The sequence below is a fragment of the Idiomarina fontislapidosi genome, from assembly GCF_003226255.1.
GTDB lineage: Bacteria > Pseudomonadota > Gammaproteobacteria > Enterobacterales > Alteromonadaceae > Idiomarina > Idiomarina fontislapidosi.
In genome coordinates, this window is record NZ_QJST01000008.1 from 106,588 (window position 1) to 119,633 (window position 13,046).

Consider the following 13,046-nt stretch of genomic DNA (forward strand, 5'->3'; position numbering starts at 1 on the left):
AGACTACTAACGAATTCATGAAAAGGGAGTCTATATGAAAGCGCCATCCTGGCGAAGAGCCGTCCTAAAAGTAGGCAGTGCGCTCATTGCGCCAGATGAAACCGGAGTGAGTACCAAGTACCTACTGCCCATCGCCCGTTTTATTAACGAGTGTCGAGAACGCGGCCAAGAAGTCGTACTCGTTTCTTCAGGCAGTGTTGCCGCTGGAAGAAAGCACATTCCATTTGAGCATCAGAAGCTACCCGTTACTGTCCGAAAAGCCATGTCAGCTGTTGGTCAGAACGAAATGATGGCATATTGGTCGCGCTTTTTTGACTTTCCATGCGCCCAACTATTGATGACACATAGTGACTTACGTGACCGTGCTCGTTACGTAAGTATCAAGAACACACTCAACAGATTGTTAGAACACAATGTTTTACCTGTTGTAAACGAAAACGATGCACTCGCGACAGACGAGATGAAAGTCGGTGATAACGACAACCTAGCGGCGATGGTCGCAACCCTCGTTGACGCCGATGCGTTGTTCATTTGCTCAGACATTGATGGTCTGTATGACGCTGACCCTAATGTAAACCCTGACGCGAAAAAGATTCCTGTCGTTGAGCAAATCGACGAGAGCATATACTCATTAGCCGGTGGCTCAGTCAGTGCTGTAGGCACAGGCGGCATGAGAACCAAAGTAGAAGCTGCTGAAAAAGCGACTTCACACGGTATCGATACCTACATCGTCAATGGCCGCAAAGGTGAAACCTTTGAGTCGTTGTTGCAAGGTGAAATTCCGGGCACGTTATTTAGACGTCAATCAGACCCAATTAGCAATAAGAAGCACTGGTTACGTCACACGCTCGTCGCGCAAGGCGAAGTCTTAATCGATGAGGGCGCAGAGAAAGCTTTATTAGAGAACGGTGCGTCACTGCTCAGTTCGGGCATTGTCGACGTTCAAGGCGACTTTGACCGAGGCGACGCGGTACTTGTCCGCAGCGCCAATGATACCGACGCTATCGCCAAGGGCATTTGCCAATATAGCTCACACGAATTAATGCACATCAAGGGTCAACAAACGGAAGATATCGCTGAACAGTTCGGCTATAGCCCAATTACTGAAGTGATTCACCGTGACGATTTGATGATTTTGGAGGACTCATGAGTCAAGATTTAGCACAACAAATTGCCAAGCGCGCAGCCGATGCAGCGCATGCTGTGGCCACTTTATCAGAAAAAGAGAAAAACGCCGTTCTGCAGAAAATGGCTGATACTATTCGTGCACACAAGGACGAAATCCTTAAAGTAAACGAAACCGATATGCAGTCAGGTAAAGAGAAAGGTTTAAGTGACGCCATGATGGATCGCTTACACCTGACCGCAGAACGTGTCGAGGGGATGGCAACCGCGATTGAAGAAATCATCGATTTACAAGATCCAGTGGGCGACAGCTACTTGCTAGAAGAACGTCCAAATGGATTGAAAATTGAAAAAATGCGCATCCCACTGGGCGTCATCTGCATGATTTATGAAGCACGTCCTAACGTTACAGCGGACGCAGGTGCATTGTGCTTTAAGTCAGGCAATGCGGTGATCCTACGCTGCGGACGCGAAGCAATCGAGAGTAGTAAAGCCATTGCTGCGGCACTGCATGAAGCACTTGAGCAAAGTGGTTTGCCAAAAGATGTCATCACAGTGGTTCCTACACCAGACCGTGAAGTTATGACTGAGTTGCTGCAACAGAAAGACTATATTGACTTAGTGATCCCACGCGGCGGTGAGGGACTGATTCACTTTGTCAGTGATACCAGCAAGATCCCTGTCATTCAGCACTATAAAGGCGTTTGTCACCTCTATGTTGATAAAGATGCTGATTTAGACAAAGCACTCGCGATTTTGCTTAACGGTAAGACGCAGCGTACAGGCGTATGTAACGCGCTTGAAGGCTTGTTAGTGCATCAAGACATCGCAGATAAGTTCTTGCCGATGGCTGCCAAGGCTTTAGCAGAAAAAGACGTCACAGTGCACGCCTGCAACAAATCAGTCAGCTATTTTGATGGTGCTGATGAAATCGCAGTCGATGATTTCGGTCAAGAATACCTTGCCCTTGAAATTGCTATCCGCACTGTTGATGACTTTGATGGCGCGCTTGAACACATCAAACGTTTTGGTAGCGGACACACTGAAGTTATCATTACAGAGAACGACCAAACAGCAAAACGCTTTATCCGCGAAGTCGATTCAGCGGTTACCATGGCGAACGCCTCTTCGCGTTTCTCTGATGGCGGTCAATTGGGTCTCGGTGCAGAGATCGGTATCTCTACGAGTAAGCTACACGCTTATGGTCCGATGGGCTTGCAAGCGCTCACTACCGAGAAATTTGTGGTCACAGGTAACGGTCAGATTCGTGACTAACCGAAACCTCTGAGAGCATACAAAAAGGCCCGCCAATTGAAATTGACGGGCCTTTTTATACTGACCTGTCTGAATATGTGATTAGCCTTTTTCGTAGCCCGTTAAAAGCTCTGGCCAATCTCGGCTCTCTTTCCAATAAAACGTCTCATGCTTCGCTTTTTCTTTTTTCAGTGAGCGTAGCAACCGTTCTAAATTTTCTTTCTTCCAATCACCCGGTTCTCTAAAGCCACATTTATCAAAATCCACGATCCAAGGCTTATCATTGTCATCGAGCATAATGTTGTGACAATTTAAATCCGAGTGGTAGACGTTCTTATCATGTAACTGACGAATGGCTGCGCCCAAAGATTGCCATTGTTCTTCATTCAGTTGCCGCTCGCTTAACAAGCGACATACGTCCACAGCGCCAGGAATGACTTCCACCAAGATATCAGCGGTATAGCTCATTACACCCACTTTACGCATGCGTGCAGCAATTGGTCTGGGCACGGGCAGGTTTTGGTTTCGAAGTTTCACCAATAAATCAAATTCAGCAATCGCACGGCTGCGTTCAACAGGTTCTCGCATGAACTTATCTTTGTTCACCTTACCCACTAAACCGCCCCGATAATAATGCCGTAGCACCATACCGTGATCACCCTGCTGAATAAACCAAACGGTTGCTCGACCCGCCGCGTTACCAGCAATCGCCTTTTTCTGCTGCCAATATTTAGCAGAAAAGAAGTTATCCTCAAATTCTGGCAACACGTCCTTATCAAACTTAATCACATCACGTTTTGTCGTAAATGTCGCTATCATTTGCTGTCCTATATCGCTAAACCTTTGCGCATGGGCTAACATGCGTCGACTGGCGCCCTGATGCGTGCTAAGCACGTGTTCAGCGGCACTTACGCTCGCTTTTCTTACTGAATCATTATCAAACAAATGTTGCAGCGGTGTGGCAAGATCAAAATCCTTTGCCCAGTGCACACTCCCCTGCTTATCCAATAGCCGATACACCTCGGCAAAATTAAATATGTTGTCCCCGCTAATAACAGCCGAGCCCGCCGCCACTGCTTCCAACGGATTATGTCCACCGCGCTCAATTAAGCTACCGCCGACAAATGTAACATGTGCAACACTGCACCACTTCAACATTTCACCGATTGTATCTGCCAATAAAACCTGACAATCGCTTGTCACGCCGGTTGTTCGAAGCGTGCTTCGGCGGCTCCATTTAATCTCAGCCTCTTGCAACAGCTCTGCAACCCCGTCAAATCGCTCAGGGTGTCGCGGAGCCCAAATTAGCAGTGCTTCTGGATACTTTTTCAATAGCTGCTGATGCGCGCGTAGCACCGCATTTTCCTCACCTGGGTGCGTGCTCGCAGCAAGCCACACTGGTCGTTGCTCGGACAAACAAAGCAACTGTTCAGCAGCCAATTGTTCTGATGTGGGCACCGAAACATCATATTTCAAGTTCCCGTCAACATAGAGCCGCTCATTTCGCATACCGAGGCATCGCATACGTCGAGCAGAGGCACGTGACTGAGCGCCAGCATAGGCAAGGCTTTTCCAACTGTCACGTACTAATCGATCTACTCGCGCATACCCTCGAGCTGACCGCTTTGATAGCCGCGCGTTTAAAAGACTCACAGGAATGTAGCGCCGGCTCGCATGATGCATCAAGTTTGGCCAAAGTTCTGTTTCCATCACCCATATCGCACGCGGTCTCAGTTGCGACAAAAACCGGCGTACGGAACATGGGTTATCGATAGGTAAATAGCACACGCTGACACTATCGCCAAAGCTTTGTTTGATGAGGCGACGCGCTGTCGGTGTCATGCAACTAATCGTGATGGGACAATTGGGAAACTGTTCGATGGCCTGTCGGATAAGACTCCGAGCAGCAATAGTTTCGCCTACCGATACCGTATGAATAAGAAGCCCGTTCTGCTTATCGGTTGAAGCGTTCATAATACCAAGGCGCTCACGCAGGTATTTGCGATACCCAGCATCCCTGCGTCCTCGATAAAAAAACCAAGCAAGCGCCAGCGGCGTGATAGCCGTCATCACACCGCCGTAGAGCCAACGTAACATCGTTATTGCCAGTATTCGGCTATCCAACGGGTCGGCAGCACTTTACGGTACCATTTACCGCTACGACCAGCCAACGCATCATCTGGGTGTGGCTTGCCATGGAAAATGATCACACGCGCGTCATTAGGGATCCGAGGCTGTTGGAAAAAGCTCAATGGAAACGGACGAATACAGTGGCGCTTAAAGCTTCGGCACCATTGCTCCGGCCAATATTTAAGGCGGTTTTGGCGATCGACAAACTGAGTAATATACTCTTGCTCATTGCGCACAGGATCAGTGGCCTTTTCGGGATCCGCCTTTAAGTAATCAAGCGCATCCTCATGCGCGCCTGCTTCAAAGCGGAACACCGAGGTATTACCGGTCGCGTCTGATTTATCCCACTCTTTGATCACCATGAAGTCGCCTTCAGGAGTAAAGAAATCATCGAGCGAGCCAACAATAACAATATCCAAATCAAGGAACAAAGTCGGTCCCGTCAGATCCGACAAAGGATTTGCAAAGCACGTGAGTTTTAACCATCCGTGCGCTTTTGCCCACGGCTTTTTCTCGTCAAAGTCCTCAAACCCAATCTTCGGAATTGGCTTCACTTCGACCTCACTGCGAATCCCCTCAGCTTCGTCAGTAAAGCATACAAATCGGTGTGGCAGACTTAAATTACGGCTGACCATGGAATATAGCGTATTCACATAATCGCTACCGTATTTGTCACCCCATTTTATGCAGATTACATTCACTTTTTGTTGTGCGTCGCTCATAACGGCTCCCTAATCATCTAATCTGCCCATAATGCCACAAATTAAAGCAGTTCGGTATTAGATCCTATCCCAAGATTAGCACGTAACTGAAGGCAAAGAGGAGTATTCACTATATGACCAAACACATCGCTCAAGCCGATTTAGCAAATATGGATAACCGCCACCGCGTTAACTTCATTAACTCACTATCGGGTTATAAAAGCGCGAATTTAATTGGCACAAGCAGCCGTAAAAATGAAGACAATTTAGCCATTGTTAGCTCAGTGGTTCATTTGGGCGCTAATCCACCACTGATTGGTTTTATTATGCGTCCCAACTCAGTCGAGCGACATACACTTGAAAACATCGAGGAAACAGGTGTTTACACGATAAACCATGTATCGCAGTCGATAGTCAAAGCCGCTCATCAAACGGCGGCGCGTTATGACCGTACGACGTCCGAGTTTGAGGCGACTGGTTTAACACCGGAACGTTGTAATGGTTTTCATGCGCCTCTCGTTAAAGAAAGTCCATTGACGATGGGTGTTAAATTGGTCGAGATCACCAATATTACGCACAACGGAACCGATTTCGTTATCGGTGAAATTCAATGGATCCAAACTCGAGAAGAAGCAATACAGGAAGACGGTTATATTGACTTGACCCAGTTAGAAACTGTCGCTGTGTCGGGACTCGATTGCTATCACAGCACTTCGAGACTGTTTCGTCTGAGCTATGCTAAACCGGATAAATCGGTCAAAGAAATTCCGTTAAAGGGTATCTCAGCAAGCAATGACTAAAATAACCGAAATTCGTTTAGTACTTGGCGATCAGCTGAATGCTAAACATAGTTGGTGGCGAGAGAAGCAGGACCACGTGTTATATGTGATGATGGAGATGCGTCAGGAAACGGATTACGTCAAACACCATATACAAAAAATCACTGCGTTTTTTCTTGCCATGCGCAACTTTGCTCAAGCGCTCGAGCACGCGGGTCATCGCGTTCATTACATCAGGTTAGATGACGCGGATAACACGCAATCACTGACGAATAATTTAGAAAACCTCCTCCAACAACACACCAAAGCCAACCTGAGCTGTATGTTGCCGGATGAGTATCGCGTCGACCATCAATTGCGTAGCTGGGCAGGTAAACTCGACCTCGATATTAATTGGGTTGATAGTGAGCACTTTCTGACGCCTAGAGCCATTTTATCCGAGTGGTTCCCAGGCAAAGATAACTTCCTCATGGAAAGTTTTTATCGTCGCGTACGAAAGCAGTTTAATATAATGATGGAAGGCGACAAACCCGAAGGGGGTCAATGGAACTACGACCATCAAAACCGCAATAAACTACCCAAAAATGAAACCGTGGTGGCCCCTTATTGTCCCGAAAACGACGTCACTGAAATTCATCAAATGCTTCAAGACCAAGATGTACAGTCGTTCGGTGAAATCGATCCGAAGCAATTCATTTGGCCGACAACACGCCAACAAGCACGTGATATTTTAGCGTTCTTTTGCCAACACCAATTGGCGCATTTTGGTACTTACCAAGATGCCATGACCGATACAGAAGTACATGATCACGCGTGGAGCTTGTATCACTCACGACTATCCTTTGCGATGAACAGTAAGATGCTTCACCCCATGGAAGTGGTTAACGCGGTCATTGCTCACTGGCGTGAAAACCAAGACAGCATTACGATTAATCAAGTCGAAGGGTTTGTGAGACAAATTATTGGTTGGCGTGAATTCATACGTGCGATTTATTGGCATCACATGCCGGCTTATAAAAACCTGAATGCCCTTAACCATCAACGCGATCTACCTCAGTTCTTTTGGAACGGCGAGACCCAGATGCGCTGTCTCTCGCAAGCCATCAAGCAATCATTAAAGTACGCATACGCGCACCATATCCAGCGACTCATGCTCACCGGGAACTTTGCACTGCTTGCAGGTTGCGATCCCGATCAAGTTGACGCTTGGTATTTGGGTATTTACATTGACGCACTTGAATGGGTTGAACTCCCCAACACGCGAGGCATGAGCCAGTTCGCCGATAACGGTGTGCTCGCCACCAAACCGTACATATCGAGTGCTAACTATATCAAGAAGATGAGTAATCACTGCGCACAGTGCCGCTACAGTCCCGATAAAAAGACGGGCACGAACGCCTGCCCATTTAACTCGCTATACTGGCAATTCTTGTCTCGACACGAGTCCCATTTTAGCAATAATCAACGTATGGCAATGATGTATTCGCTTTGGAACAAGAAGCCTCAAGAAGAACAACGCGCTTTATTGGACCAAGCGGAACATTACCTCAACAACATGGATGAGTTATAACATGAATTATCTCAGTAAAGTCATTTTCGGTCTGGTCACATTGTCCGTGGTCGCTGGCGTATCGGGTTGCAAGTCTGATCCAACACCGGTTGCGCCTCCCGTAAAGAACTTCTCTGCACAAAAGTATTTAGGCAAATGGTATGAGATTGTTCGCATGCCCCACAGCTTCGAAGAGAACTTACAAGGGGTAACGGCTGAGTATCGCTTAAATGCAGATGGCACCATTGAGGTCACTAATCGCGGCTACAACGTGGTCGATAAAGAATGGCAAACAGCGATTGGCAAAGCAGAGCCTGTGCAAGGTATGACGGCAGCTTATAAAGTCACGTTTTTTTGGCCTTTCTATGGTGGTTACTACGTGAGTTGGTTATCGCCCGATTACAGCATGGCAATTGTCACGAGTGATTCGCATGATTATTTTTGGTTGCTATCACGCTCACCCAAGGTCGATCAGAGTGATATTGACTTTGCCCTAGCTAAAGCAAATGAATGGGGATATGACATCGACCAGATGATTGTCACGCAATCACTGGCCGATATCGGAGTGGCTAACGCCGATTAATTAAATCGACGCGCAGCCGGTTGGCCTTTACGCGGGGCGCGGCGACGGTTGTCGCTGTTGCCTTTGCTCGCGCGAGGCGGCATTTTCTTAAGTGGACTATCCGATAACTCAAGTGCCATCGGTTGTTGACGTACTCGAGTACGCTGCAACGCTTTCTTCAGTTCTGCTGGCATACCTTTTGGCAATTGAACCAGTGAATGTTGAGCAAATAACTGAATCTGACCGATAAATTGGCTATCGATATCTGCTTCGTTAGCAATTGCGCCAACGATATCACCAGGGCGTGCACCGTGATCGCGACCCACTTGGATCTTGTAGGTATCAAATTCACTATCTGGCACACGTTTAGTGTTTGCACGTACACGCTTCTCGCCACGCTGTGGGCGTGCATTATCACGCTCACCACGTTCTGCACGTTCAGTACGTTCCGGACGCGGACGTCGCTCTTCTTTTAAGAATAACGGCTGTTGCTCGTTACGTTGCGCAAGCAAGCTCAAAGCAACTTGCTCCGCAGTCATCGAGCCATCTTCCAACCAGCGAGCAAGAAGCTGCTGGATATTTGTATCAACGTCCGCCTCGAGCTGCTTCAACAGGCTCTGCTGCAACTGCTCTTGACGGAAGCGACTCAATTCATCAGCTGACGGTACGTCAAAGTATTCGATTGAGCCGTTAGTCAGTTTCTCGTAATGACGCAACAAGTGACGTTCTTTTCCACGATAGAACAAGATCGCCTCACCACTACGGCCAGCACGACCGGTACGACCGATACGGTGAACGTAAGACTCAGTATCACTTGGCAAGTCATAGTTAATTACGTGAGTGATTTCAGGTACGTCAAGACCACGTGCAACAACGTCAGTTGCGACCAAAACTTTAATATGGCCGCTGCGCAATTGCGTCACTGTCTGCTCGCGTTGTGCCTGGTTCAAATCACCACTCAATGGTGCTGCACGGAAACCCTGGCGTTGCAATAATTCAGCGACGTCCATCGTGTCTTGGCGTGTACGCACGAACACCAACGCACGCTGGTATTCCGTCACTTCTAAAAGACGAGTCAATGCGGTCATTTTCGTCATACCCATGACTTTCCATGCGCGCTGACGAATGTTTGCTTTGGCTTGTTCTACCGGAGCAATGCGGATATTGACAGGCTCAGTTAAGTAAGTCTTTGCCAACTTACGAATCGCCGTAGGCATCGTCGCCGAGAATAACGCACGTTGTGCAGTATCTGGCACCGACTGTAAAATCGTTTCGATGTCTTCAATGAAGCCCATGTTTAACATTTCATCGGCTTCATCCAACACAGCAAAGCGCAAGCCATCGAGCTTTAACACTTTCTTGTTGAGCAAGTCGATTAAACGTCCAGGCGTACCAACAACCACAGAAGCACCACGCTTGAGGGCTTGGATTTGCGGACCAAATGCGCTGCCACCGTATACCGTTGCAACTTCCATCCCTTTCATCAGCTTAGAAAAGCTTTCGATGGCATCAGCGACCTGAATCGCGAGCTCTCGGGTAGGTGTAACAACAAGCATTTGAGTTTGGCGTTGGTTTACATCGATAGACGCTAACGCAGGCAAAGAAAACGCGGCGGTTTTACCTGTACCTGTTTGCGCTTCACCCAGCACATCGTTGCCTTCTAATAAGCTAGGAATGGCTTGTTGCTGGATAGGGGTAGGTTGTGTGAAACCTAAAGCTTCAAGTTGATTTAAGACAACAGAAGGCAATGCCATGTCTTGGAAAGACACAGCTGTAGTATCATTTTTCATAAAATTCTCAAAATCATAAGGTGGTATCAAACCACGATGTGTGTTCGAGGGTTTCGCCCGGCCACCATTATGCTTTTGAGCATCTCTAGAAATTAGGCTTACCCTTACTCGGTCGCAGATTATTTATCACGGATAACTGCGAGGCGCGAATTGTACCGAGTTATAAGAAAATTACAACTCATTTGTATACGTTTTATGCATTTACGCATAGATAAACATTTATTTTTCTAAAAAACTGAACCATTCTGCTGCTTTTTGCCTACATTGATATACTAACCCGAATAACAGGAGGCGTTATGTCATCTCACTCAATGTCGTCACTCACGAAGCAGGATTGTTTTATTGAGGGACACTGGGTACCGACGGAAAAACGATTTGCCGTCACCAACCCTGCCAATGGCGAGGTAATCACTGAAGTGGCCGACGCTGATGGAGACCTTACCCAGCGGGCTATCAACGCGGCTGAAACAGCTTTAGCCAAATGGCGCACCACATCAACTCAAGAGCGTGCTGCGTTATTGCGTAAATGGCATCAGGCGATTATCGACAACAAACAGGCGTTAGGTGAACTGATGAGCGCCGAGCAAGGCAAGCCTGTCGCCGAAGCGGTGGGCGAAGTAGAGTACGGCGCCAGCTTTGTTGATTGGTTTGCGGGTGAAGCGGAACGTATCAATGGAGACATCTTACCGATCACTGACAACAGTAAGCGTGTAATGGTGATTAAGCAGCCGGTTGGTGTATGCGCCGCAATCACTCCTTGGAACTTTCCAAATGCAATGATCACACGCAAGGTCGCACCCGCATTAGCAGCTGGCTGCACCATTGTTGTTAAGCCGCCCCAACTGACACCGTTATCAAGCTTGGCATTGGCTCAGCTCGCTAGCGAAGTGGGTATCCCTGACGGAGTGATTAATATTTTACCAACGACCGACTCAAAAACGGTCGGCGAGATTCTTGCCACATCTAAGCAAGTCAGAAAGCTGTCATTCACCGGTTCAACAGGTGTCGGCAAAATTTTGATGAAACAATGTGCCGAGAACATTAAGAAGATCTCTTTAGAACTTGGCGGCAATGCGCCATTCATCGTGTTTGATGATGCCGATTTAGATGAAGCGGCCGAGCAACTCATGGCCTGTAAATTCCGCAACGGCGGCCAAACCTGTATTTCAGCTAACCGCGTGCTTGTACAAGACAGCGTTAAAGATGAATTCGTTAAGAAAATCGTCGCCAAAGTTAAAGCACTGAATGTAGGACCTGGAGACAAAGAAAATGTTGACCTCGGTCCACTTATTGATCAAGACGCCGTCGATAAAGTTCAGCGCCTTGTTATCAGTGCTAAATCTGACGGTGCAACGATCGAAGCCGGTGGTTCGGTGATGACCGAACTCGGTGACTTGTTCTACGCGCCCACAGTCGTATCAGGCGTCACCCAAGAGATGGATATCACGCAAGAAGAAATTTTTGGTCCAGTGATTGCGATTTCTACCTTTGAAACCGAGGAAGAAGCCGTACAACAGGCAAATGATACGCCTTTTGGATTGGCTTCATATTTTGCGGCGAAAGACACAGCGCGCATATTCCGCGTCAGTGAAGGGTTGGAATATGGCATGGTCGGCGTTAATACCGGCGGTATTTCTCATGCCTATAACCCGTTTGGTGGTATCAAAGAGTCGGGCATTGGACGCGAAGGGTCAAAATACGGTATAGATGAATATCTAGAGATTAAGACCATTACGTTAGGCGGACTTGAATGAGCACCACCCCATCCGTAACTGAGTTATTCACATCACTCAGTAACACCTATAAAACCGGGCTATCACGCCCGGTTTTTTGGCGTAAACAGCAGCTCGAAGGTATAAAGCGTTTTTTAACCCATGAACAACACGCCATAGAGCAGGCGCTAGCCGATGATTTAGGTAAACATCCCAGCGAAAGTCGACTCACGGAACTTAACTATTTGCTGAGTCACATCGACTATACCTTAAAGCATCTCGCCAAATGGATTAAACCGACCCGTGTACGAACCCCCTTACTCGCATGGCCAGGCTCCAGCCAACTGTATCCAGAGCCATTGGGGACGGTGCTCGTTTTAGGGGCTTGGAACTATCCACTGCAATTACTTATTGCACCCGCTATCGCAGCCATTGCCGCCGGTAATTGTGTGGTGCTAAAACCTTCAGAGCACGCGCCTAAAACAGCCGAAGTGATCGCTAACAAGCTGAGTGATTATATTGATAGTCATGCCATCAAAGTCGTCACTGGCGATGTAGCAATCGCTGATCAGTTAACCCAGCTCCCGTTTGACCACATTTTTTACACGGGTGGCAGTAATGGCGCTCGGGCTGTGCTTCGCAATGCCGCCACTCATTTAACACCGACAACTCTCGAACTCGGCGGAAAAAGTCCGGCGATTGTGAGTGAGGACTGCGATCTTGAAGTGACCGCACGGCGGATCGTTTGGGGTAAGTACCTTAATGCGGGTCAGACGTGCATCGCACCTGACTATGTTCTAGTTCAGGATACGGTGCGCGACGCGTTGATTGAGCAAATAAAGCGTCAAATCGAAACTTTCTATGGCGCCGATCCACAACAAAGTGATGATTATGGTCGGATTATCAGTGTCAATCACTGGCAGCGCTTAATCAAATTAATGGAAGGCACTGAAGTGCTCACAGGTGGCGATTATAAGCGTAAGGAAAAATACATCGCACCCACGCTGATTAATCTTGATGGATTAGATGACCAACACCCACTTCATCATGAAGAGATTTTCGGCCCGCTTCTGCCCATCAAGTCAGTGTCGTCTATCCAAACCGCCATCGACTACGTTAACGCGAAACCTAAACCTCTAGCTTGCTACGCCTTCAGTAAAAGTAACCGGACGCTGGCACAGATTAAAACGCATGTTAGTGCTGGTAGCTACTGCGCTAACGATACCTTGATGTTTATGCTCAATGAAGAGCTTCCGTTCGGCGGTGTAGGTCAAAGTGGAATGGGTCGTTATCACGGCAAATTCGGATTCGATACGCTAAGTCACCACAAGTCGGTTATGACCCGTTCATTTAAGTTTGATGTTGCACTGCGATACCCACCCTACACCCAACTTAAGGACAAGGTGCTGGCATGGCTTAAGTAATTTCGCCATTGAATTTCTTA

10 protein-coding genes are annotated in these 13,046 nt (G+C 47.7%); 7 read left to right on the forward strand and 3 right to left on the reverse strand.

All coding sequences use genetic code 11. The features are described 5' to 3' along the window. Window positions 1-34 precede the first annotated feature (34 nt). Together proB and DFP83_RS09505 are read left to right on the forward strand one after the other, a co-directional pair. A complete protein-coding gene (gene proB, locus DFP83_RS09500; RefSeq protein WP_110575130.1) occupies window positions 35-1,150 on the forward strand; it encodes a glutamate 5-kinase in 1,116 nt (371 codons plus the stop codon). Continuing rightward, window positions 1,147-2,400, forward strand: a complete 1,254-nt coding sequence (locus DFP83_RS09505; protein ID WP_110575132.1) for a glutamate-5-semialdehyde dehydrogenase — start codon at window positions 1,147-1,149, stop codon at window positions 2,398-2,400. Before proB ends, DFP83_RS09505 begins: the two co-directional genes overlap by 4 nt. 81 nt (window positions 2,401-2,481) lie before the next feature. Here the strand turns inward: DFP83_RS09505 and waaA are convergent, their stop codons facing one another. Beyond that, on the reverse strand, window positions 2,482-4,476 hold the full coding sequence (gene waaA, locus DFP83_RS09510) for a lipid IV(A) 3-deoxy-D-manno-octulosonic acid transferase (protein WP_110575133.1): 1,995 nt from the start codon (window positions 4,474-4,476) through the stop codon (window positions 2,482-2,484). A 2-nt stretch (window positions 4,477-4,478) separates the two neighbouring features. Next, on the reverse strand, window positions 4,479-5,231 hold the full coding sequence (locus tag DFP83_RS09515) for a glycosyltransferase (protein ID WP_110575134.1): 753 nt from the start codon (window positions 5,229-5,231) through the stop codon (window positions 4,479-4,481). A 113-nt stretch (window positions 5,232-5,344) separates the two neighbouring features. Here DFP83_RS09515 and DFP83_RS09520 point away from each other — a divergent pair, with 113 nt between their 5' ends. Genes DFP83_RS09520 through DFP83_RS09530 form a run of 3 tightly spaced genes read left to right on the forward strand, consistent with a single transcriptional unit; the run spans window position 5,345 to window position 8,121 of the window. Then, on the forward strand, window positions 5,345-6,010 hold the full coding sequence (locus tag DFP83_RS09520; protein WP_110575136.1) for a flavin reductase family protein: 666 nt from the start codon (window positions 5,345-5,347) through the stop codon (window positions 6,008-6,010). After that, window positions 6,003-7,559: a cryptochrome/photolyase family protein gene (locus DFP83_RS09525; protein WP_110575138.1), complete on the forward strand. Its 1,557-nt coding sequence runs from the start codon at window positions 6,003-6,005 to the stop codon at window positions 7,557-7,559. Before DFP83_RS09520 ends, DFP83_RS09525 begins: the two co-directional genes overlap by 8 nt. A 1-nt stretch (window position 7,560) precedes the next feature. Continuing rightward, window positions 7,561-8,121, forward strand: coding sequence for a lipocalin family protein (locus tag DFP83_RS09530; protein ID WP_110575140.1), 561 nt, complete (start codon window positions 7,561-7,563; stop codon window positions 8,119-8,121). Here DFP83_RS09530 and DFP83_RS09535 read toward each other — a convergent pair. Beyond that, window positions 8,118-9,890: a DEAD/DEAH box helicase gene (locus tag DFP83_RS09535; RefSeq protein ID WP_110575142.1), complete on the reverse strand. Its 1,773-nt coding sequence runs from the start codon at window positions 9,888-9,890 to the stop codon at window positions 8,118-8,120. The genes DFP83_RS09530 and DFP83_RS09535 overlap by 4 nt on opposite strands. 311 nt (window positions 9,891-10,201) lie before the next feature. Here DFP83_RS09535 and DFP83_RS09540 point away from each other — a divergent pair, with 311 nt between their 5' ends. Next, window positions 10,202-11,644, forward strand: a complete 1,443-nt coding sequence (locus DFP83_RS09540; RefSeq protein ID WP_110575176.1) for an NAD-dependent succinate-semialdehyde dehydrogenase — start codon at window positions 10,202-10,204, stop codon at window positions 11,642-11,644. Then, window positions 11,641-13,026: an aldehyde dehydrogenase family protein gene (locus tag DFP83_RS09545; RefSeq protein WP_110575144.1), complete on the forward strand. Its 1,386-nt coding sequence runs from the start codon at window positions 11,641-11,643 to the stop codon at window positions 13,024-13,026. Before DFP83_RS09540 ends, DFP83_RS09545 begins: the two co-directional genes overlap by 4 nt. The last annotated feature ends 20 nt before the right edge of the window (window positions 13,027-13,046 follow it).

What these genes read in the sequence shown, in the direction of transcription:
- DFP83_RS09530 (WP_110575140.1), top strand. Translation starts at nt 7,561, where the DNA reads ATGAATTATCTCAGTAAAGTCATTTTCGGTCTGGTCACATTGTCCGTG.
- DFP83_RS09515 (WP_110575134.1), bottom strand. Translation starts at nt 5,231, where the DNA reads ATGAGCGACGCACAACAAAAAGTGAATGTAATCTGCATAAAATGGGGT.
- DFP83_RS09520 (WP_110575136.1), top strand. Translation starts at nt 5,345, where the DNA reads ATGACCAAACACATCGCTCAAGCCGATTTAGCAAATATGGATAACCGC.
- DFP83_RS09535 (WP_110575142.1), bottom strand. Translation starts at nt 9,890, where the DNA reads ATGAAAAATGATACTACAGCTGTGTCTTTCCAAGACATGGCATTGCCT.
- DFP83_RS09505 (WP_110575132.1), top strand. Translation starts at nt 1,147, where the DNA reads ATGAGTCAAGATTTAGCACAACAAATTGCCAAGCGCGCAGCCGATGCA.
- DFP83_RS09525 (WP_110575138.1), top strand. Translation starts at nt 6,003, where the DNA reads ATGACTAAAATAACCGAAATTCGTTTAGTACTTGGCGATCAGCTGAAT.
- waaA (WP_110575133.1), bottom strand. Translation starts at nt 4,476, where the DNA reads ATGTTACGTTGGCTCTACGGCGGTGTGATGACGGCTATCACGCCGCTG.
- DFP83_RS09540 (WP_110575176.1), top strand. Translation starts at nt 10,202, where the DNA reads ATGTCGTCACTCACGAAGCAGGATTGTTTTATTGAGGGACACTGGGTA.
- proB (WP_110575130.1), top strand. Translation starts at nt 35, where the DNA reads ATGAAAGCGCCATCCTGGCGAAGAGCCGTCCTAAAAGTAGGCAGTGCG.
- DFP83_RS09545 (WP_110575144.1), top strand. Translation starts at nt 11,641, where the DNA reads ATGAGCACCACCCCATCCGTAACTGAGTTATTCACATCACTCAGTAAC.